At 37.7% G+C, this 17,895-nt stretch carries 18 protein-coding genes and 2 pseudogenes; 10 read left to right on the top strand and 10 right to left on the bottom strand.

Annotated features, from left to right (window positions below):
* The first annotated feature begins 353 nt into the window (after nt 1-353).
* The 5 genes from A3I7_RS0106015 to A3I7_RS0106030 all read left to right on the top strand — a co-directional run bounded on the left by A3I7_RS0106015 (nt 354) and on the right by A3I7_RS0106030 (nt 5,345).
* Complete coding sequence (locus tag A3I7_RS0106015; protein WP_018375884.1) at nt 354-1,871, top strand: zinc ABC transporter substrate-binding protein AdcA; 1,518 nt, start codon at nt 354-356, stop codon at nt 1,869-1,871.
* Between the two features lie 377 nt (nt 1,872-2,248).
* Nucleotides 2,249-2,374: a hypothetical protein gene (locus tag A3I7_RS14755; protein ID WP_018375885.1), complete on the top strand. Its 126-nt coding sequence runs from the start codon at nt 2,249-2,251 to the stop codon at nt 2,372-2,374.
* Entirely contained in the window at nt 2,352-2,537 is a 186-nt protein-coding gene (locus A3I7_RS14860; RefSeq protein ID WP_425423204.1) for a lactococcin 972 family bacteriocin, read from the top strand. Before A3I7_RS14755 ends, A3I7_RS14860 begins: the two co-directional genes overlap by 23 nt.
* 57 nt (nt 2,538-2,594) lie before the next feature.
* Nucleotides 2,595-4,709 carry a hypothetical protein gene (locus A3I7_RS0106025; RefSeq protein ID WP_018375886.1) on the top strand — a complete coding sequence of 705 codons (2,115 nt, stop codon included), beginning with the start codon at nt 2,595-2,597 and terminating at the stop codon, nt 4,707-4,709.
* A gap of 3 nt (nt 4,710-4,712) precedes the next feature.
* On the top strand, nt 4,713-5,345 hold the full coding sequence (locus A3I7_RS0106030) for an ABC transporter ATP-binding protein (protein WP_018375887.1): 633 nt from the start codon (nt 4,713-4,715) through the stop codon (nt 5,343-5,345).
* A 543-nt stretch (nt 5,346-5,888) separates the two neighbouring features.
* Here the strand turns inward: A3I7_RS0106030 and A3I7_RS0106035 are convergent.
* Genes A3I7_RS0106035 through A3I7_RS0106050 form a run of 4 tightly spaced genes read right to left on the bottom strand, consistent with a single transcriptional unit; the run spans nt 5,889 to nt 8,842 of the window.
* Entirely contained in the window at nt 5,889-6,536 is a 648-nt protein-coding gene (locus A3I7_RS0106035; protein ID WP_018375888.1) for an amino acid ABC transporter permease, read from the bottom strand.
* A gap of 12 nt (nt 6,537-6,548) precedes the next feature.
* Entirely contained in the window at nt 6,549-7,247 is a 699-nt protein-coding gene (locus tag A3I7_RS0106040) for an amino acid ABC transporter permease (protein WP_018375889.1), read from the bottom strand.
* Nucleotides 7,248-7,261: 14 nt separating this feature from the next.
* Nucleotides 7,262-8,065, bottom strand: a complete 804-nt coding sequence (locus tag A3I7_RS0106045; protein ID WP_018375890.1) for a transporter substrate-binding domain-containing protein — start codon at nt 8,063-8,065, stop codon at nt 7,262-7,264.
* A 12-nt stretch (nt 8,066-8,077) separates the two neighbouring features.
* Nucleotides 8,078-8,842 carry an amino acid ABC transporter ATP-binding protein gene (locus A3I7_RS0106050; protein ID WP_018375891.1) on the bottom strand — a complete coding sequence of 255 codons (765 nt, stop codon included), beginning with the start codon at nt 8,840-8,842 and terminating at the stop codon, nt 8,078-8,080.
* A gap of 260 nt (nt 8,843-9,102) precedes the next feature.
* Between A3I7_RS0106050 and yycF the strand changes: the two genes are divergently transcribed.
* Genes yycF through A3I7_RS0106065 form a run of 3 tightly spaced genes read left to right on the top strand, consistent with a single transcriptional unit; the run spans nt 9,103 to nt 11,977 of the window.
* The gene (yycF, locus tag A3I7_RS0106055) at nt 9,103-9,813 is read left to right on the top strand and encodes a response regulator YycF (RefSeq protein WP_018375892.1); all 711 of its coding nucleotides are present in this window, start codon (nt 9,103-9,105) and stop codon (nt 9,811-9,813) included.
* Nucleotides 9,806-11,167, top strand: coding sequence for a cell wall metabolism sensor histidine kinase VicK (gene vicK, locus A3I7_RS0106060; protein ID WP_018375893.1), 1,362 nt, complete (start codon nt 9,806-9,808; stop codon nt 11,165-11,167). Before yycF ends, vicK begins: the two co-directional genes overlap by 8 nt.
* Nucleotides 11,168-11,977, top strand: a complete 810-nt coding sequence (locus tag A3I7_RS0106065; protein ID WP_018375894.1) for an MBL fold metallo-hydrolase — start codon at nt 11,168-11,170, stop codon at nt 11,975-11,977. It abuts the gene before it with no gap.
* Nucleotides 11,978-12,264: 287 nt separating this feature from the next.
* Here the strand turns inward: A3I7_RS0106065 and A3I7_RS14530 are convergent.
* A pseudogene (locus tag A3I7_RS14530) lies at nt 12,265-12,452 on the bottom strand (IS110 family transposase); the annotation flags it as partial.
* A gap of 206 nt (nt 12,453-12,658) precedes the next feature.
* Complete coding sequence (locus A3I7_RS0106070; protein WP_018375895.1) at nt 12,659-13,159, bottom strand: NUDIX hydrolase; 501 nt, start codon at nt 13,157-13,159, stop codon at nt 12,659-12,661.
* 57 nt (nt 13,160-13,216) lie between these two features.
* Here A3I7_RS0106070 and A3I7_RS0106075 point away from each other — a divergent pair, with 57 nt between their 5' ends.
* Nucleotides 13,217-14,320, top strand: coding sequence for a glycerate kinase family protein (locus A3I7_RS0106075; RefSeq protein WP_018375896.1), 1,104 nt, complete (start codon nt 13,217-13,219; stop codon nt 14,318-14,320).
* Nucleotides 14,321-14,343: 23 nt separating this feature from the next.
* On the opposite strand, the gene A3I7_RS0106080 is transcribed toward A3I7_RS0106075, so the two are convergent.
* Nucleotides 14,344-14,670, bottom strand: coding sequence for a nuclear transport factor 2 family protein (locus tag A3I7_RS0106080; RefSeq protein ID WP_018375897.1), 327 nt, complete (start codon nt 14,668-14,670; stop codon nt 14,344-14,346).
* A gap of 5 nt (nt 14,671-14,675) precedes the next feature.
* Nucleotides 14,676-15,119: a YueI family protein gene (locus A3I7_RS0106085; RefSeq protein ID WP_018375898.1), complete on the bottom strand. Its 444-nt coding sequence runs from the start codon at nt 15,117-15,119 to the stop codon at nt 14,676-14,678.
* A 202-nt stretch (nt 15,120-15,321) separates the two neighbouring features.
* Between A3I7_RS0106085 and eno the strand changes: the two genes are divergently transcribed.
* Nucleotides 15,322-16,620, top strand: coding sequence for a surface-displayed alpha-enolase (eno, locus tag A3I7_RS0106090; protein WP_018375899.1), 1,299 nt, complete (start codon nt 15,322-15,324; stop codon nt 16,618-16,620).
* Between the two features lie 40 nt (nt 16,621-16,660).
* On the opposite strand, the gene A3I7_RS12570 is transcribed toward eno, so the two are convergent.
* Both A3I7_RS12570 and A3I7_RS14055 read right to left on the bottom strand, forming a co-directional pair.
* Nucleotides 16,661-17,599 (bottom strand): tyrosine-type recombinase/integrase, encoded by a 939-nt coding sequence (locus A3I7_RS12570; RefSeq protein ID WP_018375900.1) that lies wholly within the window; start codon nt 17,597-17,599, stop codon nt 16,661-16,663.
* A gap of 133 nt (nt 17,600-17,732) precedes the next feature.
* A pseudogene (locus tag A3I7_RS14055) lies at nt 17,733-17,895 on the bottom strand (IS4 family transposase); the annotation flags it as partial.

The raw sequence follows: 17,895 nt of genomic DNA on the forward strand, positions 1-17,895 counted from the left end.
ACAATCCAGTAGAGTGTTTGAAGTTGGAAATAAGGAAACGGAGTTTCCCCTTACGTCGAAGTAATCAAAGACAAACTAATTGACTATAAATAAATCTAAAAAACTACTTGAAGTTTAATGTATCACTGTTAGTTTTGACTTCGATGATACTGGCTTTTCAACACAATTAATCTGAATATTCTTCTTTTCACTTTTGTTATAGCATGGCTAAACTAATTCTCGAAACAAAACACAGAATATTCTGAAAAAACAACATGATAAGATTTTTCAAGATTTTGTAAGAAAAGACTTGCAAAGATTTTCAATTATGATATACTTAACCAGTAAACAACTAGTTAAGAAGAGGAGATGTCATGAAAAAGAAAATTCTTTTAATGATCAGTTTGTTGGGAGTTTTCCTGACTGTGCAACTTAGTCAGGCAAAATTAGTTTTAGCAGACAGTAAACTTAATGTTGTAACGACATTTTACCCTGTCTATGAGTTTACCAAAGGGGTTCTTGGGGGTGAAGCTAAAGTTTCCATGTTAATCAAGGCGGGAACTGAACCACATGATTTTGAACCATCTACAAAAAATATTGCCACAATCCAAGATGCAGATGCATTTGTTTATATGGATGATAGTATGGAAACTTGGGTTAGCAGTTTGAGTAAGAGCATGGATACTAGCAAGAAGACCATTGTCAAAGGAACTGGGGACATGCTACTAATGGCTGGTACAGAAGAGGGTGACGAAGAAGACCATGGTGAAGAAGGACATCATCACGAATTTGACCCACACGTCTGGTTGTCGCCACTTCGCGCTGTTACAGTTGTTGAAAATATTCGTGATAGTTTTTCTAAGGCTTATCCTGATAAAGCTGATACATTTAAAGCAAATGCTGCCGCTTATATTGAAAAACTTAAAGCACTTGATAAGGAATATAGCGCTGCTTTATCAACTGCTAAGCAAAAGAGCTTTGTTACACAGCACGCAGCTTTTGGTTACTTAGCACTTGATTATGGATTGAACCAAATCTCAATCACAGGAGTATCTGCTGAGTCTGAGCCATCAGCAAAACGTTTGGCTGAATTAGCAAAATATGTTAAGAAGTATGGCATTAAGTATATCTATTTTGAAGAAAATGCTTCAAGCAAGGTAGCAAAAACGTTAGCAAGTGAGGCCGATGTAAAAACAGCTGTCCTCAATCCAATTGAAAGTTTAACAACAAAAGAAATTAAAGCTGGTGAAGATTACTTCTCAACGATGCGAAAAAATCTAGCAGCTTTGCAATTGACTACTGAGGTAGAAGGAAAAGCTATTGAACCTGAAACTGATACTAGTAAAACTGTTCAAACAGGTTATTTTAAAGATAAAGATGTTACCGACCGTAAGTTAACTGATTGGACAGGTACTTGGCAATCAGTTTATCCTTATCTTTTAGACGGTACTTTGGATGAGGTTTGGGATTATAAGGCTAAAAAATCCCAAGGAGCAATGACTGCTGCTGAATACAAAGAATACTACACAACAGGTTATAAGACAGATGTCGAACAAATTAAGATTGATGGCAAAAAGAATAAAATTACTTTTGTTAAAAATGGTGTCAAACAAACCTTCACCTACAAATACGTTGGATATAAAATTTTGACTTATAAAAAAGGAAATCGTGGTGTTCGTTATCTTTTTGAAACAGATGATAAGAACGCTGGCGAATTCAAATATATTCAATTTAGTGACCACAACATTTCAAAAACCAAGGCTGAACATTTCCACCTTTTCTGGGGCAATACAAGTCAAGATGAGATCTTAGAAGAAATGGACAATTGGCCAACTTACTTCCCAGCATCATCTACTGGACATGAAATTGCACAAGACCTTGTGGCTCACTAAGTAAGATTAACAGGACAAAACAAGATCAGTAATGGTCTTGTTTTTTGGATTCCAAAAAAACAGAGATTGAAGATAGAGTCTCTGGTTACTACTCATTTTGCTCATAACTTTTACTTTGCCTAGCAGAGCATCATGTCAATTGACTGCTAAATCGGATTTTGTCTATCTTCTGAAATCACCAGTTCACAGAAATGGTTATGATTATACACTAAAATTAGTGTATTTATTTACAAATAAGTCAAAGCGTGATAGAATGAAAAAGTGAAGAGAACGCTTACTATAAAGGAGAATAATCTCAAACGATCGTAAAGAAAATTTGCAAGTGCAAGCGGATTAAAATGTTTTAATATACATGGTATTACATAAAGGAGAAAGCTATGAAAATAAAAAAGTTGGTCACTTCATTGGTATTGGTAGTTAGTCTAGCAAGCCCTATTGTAGCTTTTGCTGCTAATGTAGGCGGAGGTACATGGAATTACGGTGTTGGCTGGACAAACTTTTAGTTATTCAAACTATCATCATGCAACCAGATTTCATGGTCCTACCATTAAATACAATACAAAAGTAGTTTCAAGTGCAAATGCTAGTAAGGGCGACTGGGCAAATTCTAGTTATTCAATTTTCCCACCAACTAGGCTGTCTTATTATTGGAATTATGGAAACTAGCATATAGAAAGTAAGGCGAGGTATAGGGTTCGCCTCTTTTAGGAGGAGGTAGAGAGTGTGAAGAAAATTATTAGCATATTTACTGTAGTTGCTACTATTTTAGTCAGTTTATTTGTTTACAATATTTTTCAGACAAAAGATTACCAGCGACTACAGAACCTAGGAAACGCAAGTGGTTTTACTCAGAATTTTTACTTAGTTCAAACAGATAAGACGGTAGAGGAGCATCTTAGCTTTTTAGAAGAACTGAGCAAAAAATATCAGGTATCAATTATCAGAACAGATTATGATAATGATACTATTGTCAAATCCATTCAAATCTATGCTGATAGCTTTCCAGATTATTTTATACCAAGCGAAAAAAAGCTAAAACTCAAAGATGGTTTTTATGCTAATTATAAGTCTGGAGAAGAAAAACAAATTAAGAAAATTCCAGCTTTCTCACTTCAGAACAAACTTATCGTTCAGTCTATGGAGGATTACTACTCTGATTCGAGTCACTCGATTCTAGGGAACTACGTAGCCATTTCGAATTCCTCTATTGACACTCAAGGGTTAATAGAGGATATCAGTAATTTTTACAAAGTTGACAAAGAGAGTCTGCTTCATGAGACTGCTTTTAGCAGTGTAAGCTTGTTCAATCGTTTCTTGATACTGTATAGTGTCCTTCTGGCTCTATCATTTTTAATTATTGGAGTCATTGTTATTTCGTTAGGGGTTGCTGACATACATACATTTGGTATCATGAAACTAAATGGCTTATCAAATGGTAGGATTATTTATGAAAGAATTCGATGGGATCTTAGTCGGATGATTCTATCCATCGCTATCATAAATATCTATTTTTTAGTCACTTTAGAAGTATATCCACCTGGATTTTTTCAATTATTAGCGGTCGCTCAATTCCTATGTTTACTCTATTACATCGCAGTGAATGGTTGGCTATATCTTTTAGTATCTAAGATAACCATTAGTAAGCTGTTGAAGAAATTCACGGACTTCAAATTTGGAGTTTCCTTAATTTACAGCTTAAAAATATTAGTATTTATTGTTATGGGATATTTGTTGATAAATACTTCTACAGTAGTGGTTGACATGTACCGCCAGCAAAGAAGCTACCAGCAATGGAATGATTATCTTGATTATTCTACTTTGGAATATTATTCACTAACACAAGCTGGAGAGGTAGATTTAGAAACGAATACAGGCGAGGGAGTAAAAGACCTTTTTCAGTTATATGAGTCATTGGAACAAGAAGCAAATGTTATCTATACTTATCATGAGAGCTATGAGAAAGGTCAGACCTTAACTGATAACAAAGAAAATGAAATCTATCAGTTTCAAGATAATCTTGATATTTTAACTGTCAATTACCAATATTTAAAGCAAATAAAGATGTTGGACTTCATCGCAGGCGAGTCAGCTTCAACAAGAGTAATATTAGTACCTGATACTTTAAAAGGAAAGGATTTATCACCCGCCTTTCGAGCCATTTTATTTAACCTTTACTCAGTAAAAGAGCAAGGGAATATAAAACTAGCGGATATTCCAATCAAAATCATCTATTATTCTGAACCTTTGGAAACTTTTTCCTTTGATTTCGGCAAAGAAGAGACATTAAAGAATCCCATCTTATTAGTCGTTAATCCTAAAAATATGCTTTGGTTTGAAAAGGTAAGGTTGACAAATACGCAATTAGAAAACCCGATAAAAATAAAAGGTGGAAATATTGAACAAGCAAAAATAGGGCAATTAGTTGCACAGAAATCCAAAGTATTTATTCCAAAATTTACCAAAATTAAAGACTTATTTAACCAAATCCTACAATTTAGTCAAACGTTTCTGGTGATTATGGCAAGTATTTTATTGTTTACTTTTGGGATTGAACTTTTTGTTGCTTATGCCTTAAATTCAATCATCTTTTATACAGAGCACAGTAGTTTAGCCATTAAAAAATTGCTTGGCTTGAAGTTTTTTGATCGTTATAAGAAACATATCCTTGCGATGCTGTTAATATATGCTGTTACTGTTATTATTGTTGGAATCCTTGAACAAACGGTCATAATGTTTCCAGCAGTCTTGCTTTTAATTTTTGCAGATGCTCTATTGAGCATACATCATATTCTGAAAATAGAGTCTAAGCAAGTTGCTATTATGTTGAAGGAGGGGTGAGTCATGTTAGAAGTGAACAATCTAAGTAAAAATTTTGGCAGTAAAACAATCTTTAGTCAGCTATCCTTCTACATCAAAAAAGGAGAGATGGTTGCGCTTGTTGGACCAAGTGGATGTGGAAAATCAACCTTGCTGAACATTCTTGGTCTGATTGAAGATTTTCAAGCTGGAGACTATAGTTTTGATGGACTGAAAAATATAAAGGTCAACTCTAGGAATTCTGAGAAAGTTATTCGAGAGAAAATTTCTTATTTATTTCAAAATTTTGCTCTAATAGAGACAGAAACGGTTGAGAAAAATCTGTTACTAGCAATGACCTATGTCAAGATGAATAAAAAAGAAAAGTTAACTGAGATTGCTAAGGTCTTGGAAAAAGTGGGATTGAAAGGGTATGAAAATCGAAAGATTTATGAACTTTCTGGTGGAGAGCAGCAGCGAGTAGCTCTTGCTAGAGCCATTCTTAAACCAAGTGAACTTATTCTGGCTGACGAGCCAACAGGCTCCTTAGATAGAGAAAACAAATGGATTGTGATGAACTTGCTAAAAGAACTAAATGAATCAGGGAAAACGGTGGTTATTGTGACACATGATGAAGAAATTGCAAATTCATGTGATCGAACTATCTCTTTACATTGAAAACAATTAAACCCACTAGTGTGAACTGGTGGGTTTGATTAGGTTCTGAAAATTATACTCTTTGAAACTCAAAAATGAACCTTGTTGGCTTAGAACCTGTATTTACAATTCGGCACTTTCATCTAAGGAGAGTTTTTTTCAAAATACAGTTAGTATTCCTTCAAAAACCTGCCTTGATTAGCGAAAAACGATCTTTTATGTAAAAGCACTTCACTTGTGAATACAGATTCTTAATTGATAACGGTTCAATCTCCTCATTGCTGATACACAGACGCTATTTGTTTCACTTTAATCTTTCAAATCTCCTTAGATTTTGGAAACTTATACTCAATGAAAATCAAAAGTAGCCTAGGAAACGAAGCCGACGATAGAACTTGAGTTCATCAAGGCAAGTTAACAACGGATAATTTTGATTTTCGAAGAGTATTAGTCTGAGTTTGATTAAGTATGAGTACAGCAGGTAAAAACTCCCAGAGAAGATTAATGACTTGCATAGGGTCTTCTTTGAGAGCTTTGAGTTGTTAAATTTAAAATGGCATCGCTTTATTCAGCGGCTTGTTCCCATTTTTTAGCCAGACGTCGTGAAAAACTTGAAATGGCAAAGTTAATGATAAAATAAATTCCAGTAATAATAGCGTAGAGACTAAAGACTTGTCCAGCTTCAAAATAACGTCCCATGAGGATTTGGCTCTTCCCAAAGAGCTCCTGAATGGCGATGACAGAGTAGAGAAGTGATGTATCCTTGATAACTGTTACGAATTGGGAGATGATAGCTGGGAGCATTTTTCGAAAAGCTTGTGGAAAGACAATGTAAATAAAAATTTGAAAGCCTGTCATTCCTTGGGCCAAGCCAGCCTCAGTTTGCCCATGGTCAACTCCATTTAGTCCACCACGGATAATTTCGGCCAGTGCAGCAGAAGTAAATACTGTGAAAGCAGTAATTCCAGCGGGTGTTGATTTCATTTGGAAGACCAGAAAGATGATAAAAATCCATAACAAGTTTGGAACATTACGTACAAATTCAATGTAGATGCTAGCTACCCATCGGAGCAAGGGATTTTTCCCATTGCGCATAACGGCGAGGACTGTTCCAATGAGAGTGGATAGAACAATGGCAATAAAGGAAATATAAAGGGTCAGCCACAAACCTTGTAGGATGAAGCTGATGTTGGTAGGCGTAAATACTGACATGAAAGGCTCCTCCTAAATTGAATAACTTTTCTTGTTGGCTTCTTCTTTACGGCGTGCCCAAGTTGCTAGTGGGAAACACATGATAAAGTATAGAAGGGCTGCTCCAGCGAATGCTGGCACATAGTTAGTTGTTTCGTAAGCCCAAGCTTTAGCGGTGAACATGATATCAGCGCCGGAGATGATAGCAACGGTGGAAGTATTCTTGATGAGATTAACGACTTGGTTAGTCATAGGTGGTAAAATAGTTCGCACCGCTTGGGGCAAGATAATCATACTCATTGTTTGGCTATAAGTAAATCCTTGGGAGAGTGCAGCTTCTGTTTGTCCACGCGGTACTGCTTCAATTCCTGAACGGATAACTTCGGCGATATAAGCACCGTGGTAGATTCCTACACAGAGAACAGCAGTGAAAAACGTTGAAATCATAATAACGCCATTGCTCACAATAGCTAAGCCATAATAAACAAAAACAAATTGCACCAGAAGTGGCGTGTTTTGGAAAAGCTCTACATAAACACGGGCAATTCCTTTTAGAATTTTGTTCTTTGATGAGGACATGGCACCAAATATAATTCCTAGAATTAGGGCAAGAAGCAGAGCTCCTGCGGACATTCCTAGCGTGTAAAGAAATCCTTTAGCGAACGCCCCAAAGTTTGCGAAAAAGTCCGCCCAACGTGAGAGGGCAAAAGGACTGAAAGTTAGTATCGTCATATTATATTCCTCTCTTAATTATTATCTGTACTAGCAGGTTTTAGGTCATATTTTTTGTAAATTTTTTGCAGACTTCCATCTTCAGACCATTTGGAGATGAGATTGTTAATGTAGTCGGTTACTTCTGTATTTGATTTTTTAGAGGCAATACCATAAGACTGAGTATTGAAACCATCAGCTAAAATTTTAGTCTTTTTACTGCGATAGCCTGACAAAATTGATTTATCTACTGAAAAAGCATCAATTCGTTTGGCATAGAGAGAAATAGCTAATTCGGGATAGGAGCCAAGTTGAACAAATTTGAAAGATAGATCATGTGCCTTGCCATATTCTTCAATGGCAGCTTTGGTTGTGGATCCTTGAACTACACCGATGGTTTGGCCGTCCAGACCTTTAATGGAATTGATACCGCTGGATTTATTGACAAGAAAGCCGACTTCATCAGTATAATATGGGTTAGAAAAACTGTAGGAGGCCTGACGTTCAGGGGTGATGGTGTAGGTAGCTATGACGATGTCCACCTGACCATTATCCATCACAGCTTCACGGGTTTGAGCTGTTACGGGTGTAAATTCAATTTTGACGCCCAGTGATTTAGCAATTTTTCTGGCAATATCAATTTCCATACCCTCGTATTTATCAGATTCAGCACTATAGTACCCAAAGTTTGGAACATCTTGTTTGACACCAACTTTTAGAACACCGCTATCTTGAATTTTTTTAATTTGGGCTGATTGGCTATCTGCGGCAACGTTTGACAGACAGATAAAGGTCATAAATACAAGCGTTAAGCTGAATAAAATTTGTTTTAATTTCATAGAGCAGCCTCCTTATTTCTTGGAAACGCGTTCGCTAGTATGGTTGATAATCCTACTAAGGAATTGTTGAGCCCGAGGCTCAGTTGGATGATCAAAGAAACCATGAACATCAGTTGTATCAACTAAAATCTGACCTTCTGCCATGAAGATAATGCGATCAGCAACTTCACGAGCAAAGCCCATTTCGTGGGTTACGACTACCATGTTCATACCTTCTTTAGCTAGATTTTGCATAACGGTTAGCACATCACCGATGGTTTCGGGGTCTAGAGCAGAAGTAGGTTCGTCAAAAAGCAGTAGCTCTGGTTGCATTGCCAGACCACGAGCAATAGCTACACGTTGCTTTTGCCCCCCAGAAAGCATTCCTGGATATGAATCTTTACGATCCCACATATTGACATAGGTCAAATATTGTTCGGCAATGGTTTCTGCTTCTTTTTGTGATTTACCGAGTACCTTGATAGGTGCTAAAGTGACATTTTCTAACACAGTTTTGTGAGGATAAAGATTAAAGTGTTGGAAAACCATACCCACTTCTTTACGAAGTTGAACTAAGTCTTTGACGCTGGCATTAGCTATCTCGTGTCCATTTACCTTCAAACTTCCTGTCTCGATAGATTCTAAGGCATTCATGGTGCGGATGAGGGTTGACTTTCCAGAACCTGAAGGACCCAACAGGACAACCACTTGACCTTTTTCAATTTCTAAATTAATATTGCGGAGGGCATGGTAGTCACCGTAATATTTTTCAACATTTTTATATTCAATAAGAGCCATAATTATCTCCTTCTAAATTGTCATATTTTATAACATGAATATATACAGTCTAGCATAGGAAAACAAAGTTGTCAAATATTTTCAGAAAATTTAAATAACTTAAAAGTTTATAAAATATTACTTTATGATGTCAAGCAGGGTGAAAATTTCCAATTAAAGCGATTTTTTGGTATAATCAGCAGTGTATGCTATTTGTGGCTAATCAAAAAGATAATTTTCACAGTTGAATTTATCTATTAACCTAGAAAGGTAAGTATCAGATGAAAAAGATTCTAATCGTAGATGACGAAAAACCAATTTCAGATATTATTAAGTTTAATTTGACCAAGGAAGGTTACGATACCGTGACCGCTTTTGATGGTCGTGAAGCTTTGGAGAAATTTAAAGAAGAAGAGCCAGACTTAATCGTCTTGGATTTAATGTTACCAGAGCTTGATGGTTTGGAAGTGGCCAAAGAAGTTCGAAAAACTAGCCATATTCCAATCATTATGCTTTCTGCCAAAGATAGTGAGTTTGATAAAGTTATTGGACTTGAAATTGGTGCAGATGATTATGTGACTAAACCTTTTTCAAACCGTGAATTGTTAGCGCGTGTGAAGGCTCATTTGCGTCGAACAGAGACAATTGAGACAGCCGTTGCAGAAAGCAATAACGCTAATAATATCTCAGAAATTAGCGTGGGAGATTTGCAAATTTTACCAGACGCTTTTGTTGCAAAGAAGCATGGTGAGGAAATTGAGTTAACTCATCGTGAATTTGAGTTGCTCTTCCATTTGGCGACTCATATGGGGCAAGTAATGACACGTGAGCACTTACTTGAAACTGTCTGGGGTTACGATTATTTTGGAGATGTGCGTACTGTTGATGTGACTGTTCGACGTTTACGTGAAAAAATTGAAGATGTCCCTAGTCGCCCAGAGTATATTTTGACTCGTCGTGGTGTGGGCTATTTTATGAAAGTATATGACTAATACCTATATTGCTGGAAATCTAACGCTTTTTGAACTTGCCATTTTAATCTTATTAAGTTTTGTAGCTGTTTACTTTATACATTTGGCTTTTCGGGATTATCGAAATTTTAAAACTATTCGTAATTTGAGTGATAAAATTCGAGAATTGATTACAGGTAATTATACAGACGACATTCATGTTGTTGGGGATCCTGATTTAGTAGAATTAGCTCAGCATATCAATGATTTGTCCAAGGTATTTCGGTTAACGCATGAGAATCTGGCGCAGGAAAAAAATCGCTTGGCTAGTATTCTGACCTACATGACGGATGGAGTGCTAGCGACCGACCGTGCTGGTAATATCACTATGATTAACGAAACTGCCCAGCGACAGCTGAATCTTAAACGTGAAGAAGCAATTAAGTTGAATATCATTGATATCTTAAATACCGATCGGGCTTATACATATCATGAGTTGGTTTCTCAAACACCAGAGCTTGTTATTAACCGTCGTAATGAATTTGATGAATTTATTACCTTGCGTATTCGCTTTGCGCTGAATCGTCGTGAGAGTGGTTTTATCTCTGGTTTGGTTGCGGTGCTCCATGATGCGACTGAACAAGAAAAGGAAGAAAGAGAACGTAGGCTCTTTGTTTCAAATGTTAGTCATGAATTGCGAACTCCCTTGACTTCGGTGAAATCTTATTTAGAGGCGCTGGATGAAGGGGCGCTAAAAGAAGATATAGCGCCGAGTTTTATTAAGGTATCTTTGGATGAAACAAACCGCATGATGCGAATGATTTCTGACCTTCTTAATTTGTCACGTATTGATAATCAGGCTATCCAACTTGACATCGAAATGACCAATTTCACCGCTTTTATGACATCAATTTTAAATCGCTTTGACCAGATTAAAAATCAGAATACTATTAGTGGCAAACAGTATGAGATTGTCAGAGACTATCCTTTAAATTCTATTTGGATTGAAATTGATACAGATAAAATGACGCAGGTTCTGGATAATATTCTTAATAATGCCATTAAGTATTCACCAGATGGTGGCAAAATTACGGTTAGCATGAAAACCACAGATACTCAGTTGATTATTTCTATAGCGGATGAGGGGCTTGGTATTCCTAAGAAAGACCTTCCTCTGATTTTTGACCATTTTTATCGTGTTGATAAGGCACGCAGTCGTGCCCAAGGTGGCTCAGGTTTGGGCTTATCCATTGCAAAAGAAATTGTAAAACAGCATAAAGGCTTTATCTGGGCTAAGAGTACTTATGGTAAAGGGTCAACATTTACCATTGTTTTGCCTTATAAAAAAGACTCTGCTATTTATGATGATGAATGGGAGGATGAAGAAGAAAATTAAATGTCAGATAAGGGATTTAAATACAGTATTTTAGCATCAGGCTCAACTGGAAATAGTTTTTACCTTGAGACACCACAAAAAAGACTTCTCATTGATGCAGGCTTGACTGGTAAGAAAATTACCAGTCTTTTAGCTGAGATTGATCGAAAACCTGAGGATTTAGATGCAATCCTAATTACTCATGAACACTCTGATCATATTAAAGGTGTAGGTGTGCTTGCGAGAAAGTATCATCTGGACGTTTACGCCAATGAAAACACTTGGAAAATTATTGATGACCGGAATATGATTGGAAAACTTGATGTAGCACAGAAGCACATCTTTGAACGTGGAAAAACAAAGACTTTTGGGGATATTGATATTGAAAGTTTTGGTGTTAGTCACGACGCTGCTGATCCTCAATTTTACCGTTTTATGAAAGATGATAAATCATTCGTGATGTTGACCGATACTGGCTATGTTAGCGATCGTATGGCAGGTTTGATTGAAAATGCAGATGGTTATCTGATTGAATCAAATCATGATATCGAAATTTTACGTTCTGGAGGCTATCCATGGAGTCTTAAGCAACGTATATTGTCTGATAAAGGGCATCTGTCAAATGAAGATGGCGCTCAGACTATGATTCGAACGATTGGGAATAAGACCAAGAAGATTTATCTAGGACACCTCAGCAAGGAAAATAACATAAAAGAACTTGCTCACATGACCATGGAAAACAATCTTATGCAGGCCGACTTTGGTGTCGGGAGCGATATGATGGTTTACGATACTTCTCCAGATGAAGCCTTACCTTTGACAAAAATATAAAAATTGATTAGTCTACTCTAATTCAATCTCATTGTAGTGGTGCGAGTTTATTAGAATATAAGACTAAAAAGAAAGCAGTTGAGACCTTTGTTTCAGCTGCTTGTTTGAATTTTAGGGCATTGTCGAGAACAATGGGATTTATTAACTCAAACTATTTTCTGGTCCTGTATTAATAGTCAGATTTCAGGAAGATTTAGATTTGATTATTTTGAAATTTAGGTACACAAAAACACCCCTATCTAGCCATTTTTGAAACAAGGTGTTATCGTTGTAGAGCATAGACGACTTTAATGACTCTTGGCTGAAGTGTGTTCGTAAAATTTGTTATGCGTTATGAGGTAATATATCGTCTTGATAAGACGACGTATAGAGACAATCGTATGTGATTTACTTGAAATCGTTTGCGATTGTCTTTTCATTTCTCATAGAAGTCTGCGACGTGTCAGGGCTTGGTATGGCTAGCTGAAGCGATGTTAATACTCTTCGAAAATCAAAATTATTCGTTGTCAACTTGCCTTGATGAACTCAAGTTCTATCGTCGGCTTCGTTTCCTAGGCTACTTTTGATTTTCATTGAGTATAAGACTATATTTGTATAGTACACCCGTGGTGCTAGTTACATTTGATAATCGCTTCATCACTAACGGTATAGTCTATTTGGACTTTCAATTGTACTTTGAAGTTAGCGGGCACCATGAGTAGTTAATGTTGTTATGTAATCTTTTTGACGCGGAATGACTTTATGAGTGTTGAGGAAGTTATCGATATCAGAAAGTGGTACCCATTTGTAGGCAATAGTTTCACCCTTTTGGAGACGAATATCTTCCTTATTGCAGTCAGTTCTTGCGATGAAAGTATGAATAAAACAGGAATCATTATCATATCGTTTGATTTTAACCAAGCGGCAGTCCCATGGTACAATGCCGGTCTCTTCTTCCAGTTCACGTAAGGCAGCCTGCTCTGCTATTTCCCCAGACAAAGCTGAACCCCCAGCAGATGCCTCAAAGTAGCCAGGATAACCGCGCCTATCAAGGGCGCGCTGCATGAAAAGTAGGTCTCCATCGTTATGCTGAACCAATACATCCACCACTAAGTGGTAGAGCCCATCTGGAATAGGTTGCCCACGTGTCAAAAGCAGTTCAGTTTTCATCCCATTTTTTAGGTAAGCGTCCCATTTTTCCATGCTAACCTCCTTTAATTTCGTTATAATAGTAGTATAGCATATTTAAGGAGACCTACCATGCATATTCTCATTGCTCCTGACTCTTTTAAAGAAAGTCTATCCGCCCTTAAGGTTGCTGAGGCTCTCAAGGAAGGATTCAGCAAATCCTTGCCAGATGCCACATTTGATCTTATGCCTATTGGCGATGGTGGCGAAGGAACTTTAGCATCCCTGATTGATGGTCTATCTTTGGAAATGCGAACGCAGTCAGTTACAGGTGCACTTGGACATTCTGTTTCCGTAACTTATGCCAGCAAGGGAAGCCTAGCGGTTTTTGAAATGGCTGATGTCTGTGGCCTAGAAAAAGTCCAAAAGAATGAACGGCAACCTTTAACATTGACGACAAGAGGTGTTGGCGAACTATTGGTTAAACTTGCACAATCAGGAATGACTGAAATAATGATTGGTGTTGGAGGTAGCTCGACTAATGACGGTGGTATTGGTATGGCTGCAGGCTTAGGTTATCAATTTATTGACGAACATGGGCAGCCACTAGAAGCAGTAGGAGCCAATTTGGCAAAAATTTGTCAGATTATCCCTCCTCAGGAAAATCCTTTAGCAGGTGTCAAAGTGACGATTATCACAGATGTACAAAATCCTCTCTGTGGTGAAAATGGTGCAACCTATATCTTCGGTGGTCAGAAAGGTCTGGAAGAAAATCAATTTGAAATGGTTGATACCGATATGCAGAGTTTTTATCAGCTTGCTAATCCAGATATTTTAAAAATGGCTTGTGCAGGTGCTGGAGGTGGTATGGCTGCAGGTTTAGTGACGTTTGCAGCGGGTGAAATCTTTTCAGGGATTGATGCTGTGTTGGATATCTTAGACTTTGACGTACGCGTCCAAAAGGCTGACCTCGTTGTCGTTGGCGAAGGGCGCATGGACAGACAAAGTTTATCTGGTAAAGCTCCTTTTGGAGTAGCAAAACGAACACCCGAGCAAATTCCTATCATTGCTATTTGTGGTAGTCTCAAGGACGATTTACCAGACTTTCCAAACCACCACATTCAAGCTGTTTTCCCGATTATTTCAACGGTTGACAGTTTAGAAAACACATTTGCACAAACAAAATCCAATCTTATTCGCACTGCGCAAAATATTGGTAACTTATTGAAACTCTAAAAAGCGACCTCAGGCCGCTTTTATCATAGTAAAAATTCCCACTCTCTGATAATAAGACCATTCTCAAATTCAAAAATATCGCAGGAAAGTTTACCTGCATCATTTTTAAGCAGGGTGACAATGCGTTCTTGCTCAACTGTGCACTCATAATGCAGGCAAGAAAACTGCTGATTAGACTGAGCGTAAGCTGCTTTTATTCGGCTCAAGTAATGGTTTTTTCCTTGAATAACTTCTGTTTGCTGTCCATGCAGCTCCCAGCGGATCTTATCATGCATAAACGATTCATAAGTCGTCCAATTTCGCAGATTTTCGGCTTCAAAAAAGCTCTGCAATTTTTCAAGATTAGTCATAGAGTTTACCAAAAGATTTTGGACCAGAAGGATTTCTTTTCAGCAACTTGGTCGGTCGCAAAGATTTCGGGAAATAGCTGGCGCACGTCAGTCTGATTAAGACCAACTGGCTGATCAGAGTGAATGATTAGTCCATATGGAGAGCTACCTTTGGTTTCTGTAATGACAGTAGCTTTCAGGCCAGCAGTGTCAGCCATTTTCATATAAGCCATTTGAATACTTAAAGGTAGTTCAGCAGAGAGTTTCAACTGCAGTGGTAAGGATTGAGTCTGCAAGTGATTGATAATCTCTGGGAAATGCTGACGTAGATCATCTAGTCGCGCATCAGCTAGATTAACAGACAGAACAACGCGCTCTGCAAATGTTCCTAAAAACTTGCGCTGTTCATCAGGATTAAAGCGGCACTCACCACCAGTGGCTTGTAGGATTTTCTTATCTAATTCTTCCATGGGTCACCCTCATTTCTTGATAGGATAATTATACCTCACATCGTGAAAAAAAGCTTGAGAAATTCTTAATAAGCGTAAAAAGGAAAGCGATGAATGAAAATTGATTTTCGTTTTCATAAAATTGCTTTTTAATTTGATTATTAGTTAAGTTTGTGGTATTATTAGTGTGTAAAAATATTAAACTCATAAGGAGAGTAACATAATGTCAATTATTACTGATGTTTACGCTCGCGAAGTCCTTGACTCACGCGGTAACCCAACACTTGAAGTAGAAGTTTACACTGAATCTGGTGCTTTCGGACGTGGTATGGTTCCTTCAGGAGCTTCTACTGGTGAACACGAAGCAGTTGAACTTCGTGATGGTGACAAATCTCGTTACAACGGTCTTGGCACTCAAAAAGCTGTTGATAATGTAAACAACGTTATCGCTGAAGCAATCATCGGTTACGATGTTCGCGATCAACAAGCAATCGACCGTGCAATGATCGCTCTTGATGGTACTCCAAACAAAGGAAAACTTGGTGCTAACGCAATTCTTGGTGTTTCTATCGCCGTAGCTCGTGCAGCAGCTGACTATCTCGAAGTTCCACTTTACAGCTACCTTGGTGGTTTCAACACTAAAGTTCTTCCAACTCCAATGATGAATATCATCAATGGTGGTTCTCACTCAGACGCTCCAATCGCTTTCCAAGAATTCATGATTGTGCCTGCTGGTGCACCTACATTTAAAGAAGCTCTTCGTTGGGGTGCTGAAATTTTCCACACACTTAAGAAAATCCTTAAGGAACGTGGGCTTGAAACAGCTGTTGGTGACGAAGGTGGATTCGCTCCTAAATTTGATGGAACTGAAGATGCTGTAGAAACAATCATCAAAGCAATCGAAACTGCTGGTTACAAACCAGGTGAAGATGTTTTCATCGGATTTGACTGTGCGTCATCAGAATTCTATGCAGATGGTATCTACGACTACACTAAATTTGAAGGTGAAGGCGGAGCTAAACGTACTGCTGCAGAACAAATCGACTATCTTGAAGAATTGGTTAACAAATATCCAATCATCACTATTGAAGATGGTATGGACGAAAATGACTGGGATGGTTGGAAAGCTCTTACAGAACGCCTTGGCAAACGTGTTCAGTTGGTTGGTGATGACTTCTTCGTAACTAACACTTCGTACCTTGAACGTGGTATTTCTGAAGGTGCTGCTAACTCAATCCTTATCAAAGTTAACCAAATCGGTACTTTGACTGAAACTTTCGAAGCTATCGAAATGGCTAAAGAAGCTGGTTACACTGCTGTTGTATCACACCGTTCAGGCGAAACTGAAGATTCAACAATCGCTGATATCGCAGTTGCAACTAATGCTGGTCAAATCAAGACAGGTTCATTGTCACGTACAGACCGTATTGCTAAATACAACCAATTGCTTCGTATTGAAGATCAACTTGGTGAAGTTGCTGAATACCGTGGTTTGAAATCATTCTACAATCTTAAAAAATAATCGTTGATTTAACAACGTTTTAAAGACCTTAGCTATTATGCTAGGGTCTTTTTTTGTGTTCAGGGGGCAAATAAGGGGCAAATGGATTATTATTTTTGCTTATGCTATTGAGTACCTTAACCGCATTTGTTCGCATATTTTTAGTAACGTGGGTGTAAATCTCCGTAGTAACTCCAGAATCTCTATGGCCAGCTCTATCCATGATTGCTTTCAATGGAACATTATGCTCTGCGAGCCTACTAATCATTGTGTGACGAAAAATATGGCTTGATAAATGTTTCGGGATAGGTTCATCTAGTCTTTCATTTGCTCTTTGGAGAGATCTAGCAAAGACTGAACTTTGGACGAAGTGCCCAGTATTTGTAACGAAAATATAATCAGATTTTATCCAGTCAGGATTGGCAATGATTTCTAGTCTGTTCAGCTCAATAGTTTCATCTAGTATTTCAACTTCTCTGTCTGTGAGGTGGACTGTTCGAAAGCTGGCAAGTGTTTGGGTTGTCGTTGGTCCTTTGTCGTATCTTGAGAATGTAGCATGGATGTCAACGGTTTTGAGTTCCTTGTTGTAGCTTGAGACCTTGAGAGCGGTAGCTTCTCCAATGCGGCAACCATTTAGCGACATAAATTCAGCCAGCAGGGCATATCTGTAAGTGATTGGTTTTCTGTACAACTCAGTCAATAGAGCGTTTAGTTCGTTTGGCTCAAGGCATTTATTTCTTGTTTGCTCCATTTTTTCGATGGTTAGTTTGGGTTTCTGTAATTTTGCTTTTCTGGCTGGATTGTCTGGTAACATTTCCAAAGAAACGGCATTATCAAAGAAGACGTTTAGGAGTGATTTTATTTTATATTTCTGGCTGTGTGACCATTCTTCATGCTGATCGAGAAAATTTTGAATGTACTTTGGTGTGATATTTTTTATTGGGACATCATTTGCGAAGTGGTTTTGTATTCTTTCGATAGCAGTAAGGAGTGAGTGCAAGCCAATGTCATTAAGTTAAGCATTTGACCAATTAAAGAAACTATTCCCGTCTGAGCAGTTCATGACAAAACGGGAATAGTTTTTGTATTTAGGGCGCACAAAAAGGAGGTTTTTTAACCCTATTTTTCAACTATTATGTTACTCTATAAGTGAAACTTACAGGTAGCTGGCTTCGTATTTTTCTTCGGAATGTTCGATTGGGTCGAATAATAGATAGGTGCTTGGCAATGTAGGTTTCTAATTGGAAGGAAGTGAGTTTGTCTCTAAGAAATTTTCGACAGGCATAAACAGCGTCT

This window comes from Streptococcus orisratti DSM 15617 (assembly GCF_000380105.1).
GTDB classification, from domain to species: Bacteria; Bacillota; Bacilli; order Lactobacillales; family Streptococcaceae; genus Streptococcus; species Streptococcus orisratti.

Excerpts from the sequence above, each read along its gene's own strand:
- yycF (WP_018375892.1), top strand. The coding sequence starts at position 9,103 with ATGAAAAAGATTCTAATCGTAGATGACGAAAAACCAATTTCAGATATT.
- A3I7_RS0106080 (WP_018375897.1), bottom strand. The coding sequence starts at position 14,670 with ATGACTAATCTTGAAAAATTGCAGAGCTTTTTTGAAGCCGAAAATCTG.
- A3I7_RS0106065 (WP_018375894.1), top strand. The coding sequence starts at position 11,168 with ATGTCAGATAAGGGATTTAAATACAGTATTTTAGCATCAGGCTCAACT.
- A3I7_RS0106035 (WP_018375888.1), bottom strand. The coding sequence starts at position 6,536 with ATGTCAGTATTTACGCCTACCAACATCAGCTTCATCCTACAAGGTTTG.
- vicK (WP_018375893.1), top strand. The coding sequence starts at position 9,806 with ATGACTAATACCTATATTGCTGGAAATCTAACGCTTTTTGAACTTGCC.
- A3I7_RS0106045 (WP_018375890.1), bottom strand. The coding sequence starts at position 8,065 with ATGAAATTAAAACAAATTTTATTCAGCTTAACGCTTGTATTTATGACC.
- A3I7_RS0106070 (WP_018375895.1), bottom strand. The coding sequence starts at position 13,159 with ATGGAAAAATGGGACGCTTACCTAAAAAATGGGATGAAAACTGAACTG.
- A3I7_RS14755 (WP_018375885.1), top strand. The coding sequence starts at position 2,249 with ATGAAAATAAAAAAGTTGGTCACTTCATTGGTATTGGTAGTTAGTCTA.
- A3I7_RS0106075 (WP_018375896.1), top strand. The coding sequence starts at position 13,217 with ATGCATATTCTCATTGCTCCTGACTCTTTTAAAGAAAGTCTATCCGCC.
- A3I7_RS0106030 (WP_018375887.1), top strand. The coding sequence starts at position 4,713 with ATGTTAGAAGTGAACAATCTAAGTAAAAATTTTGGCAGTAAAACAATC.
- A3I7_RS0106050 (WP_018375891.1), bottom strand. The coding sequence starts at position 8,842 with ATGGCTCTTATTGAATATAAAAATGTTGAAAAATATTACGGTGACTAC.
- A3I7_RS0106040 (WP_018375889.1), bottom strand. The coding sequence starts at position 7,247 with ATGACGATACTAACTTTCAGTCCTTTTGCCCTCTCACGTTGGGCGGAC.
- A3I7_RS0106085 (WP_018375898.1), bottom strand. The coding sequence starts at position 15,119 with ATGGAAGAATTAGATAAGAAAATCCTACAAGCCACTGGTGGTGAGTGC.
- A3I7_RS0106015 (WP_018375884.1), top strand. The coding sequence starts at position 354 with ATGAAAAAGAAAATTCTTTTAATGATCAGTTTGTTGGGAGTTTTCCTG.
- eno (WP_018375899.1), top strand. The coding sequence starts at position 15,322 with ATGTCAATTATTACTGATGTTTACGCTCGCGAAGTCCTTGACTCACGC.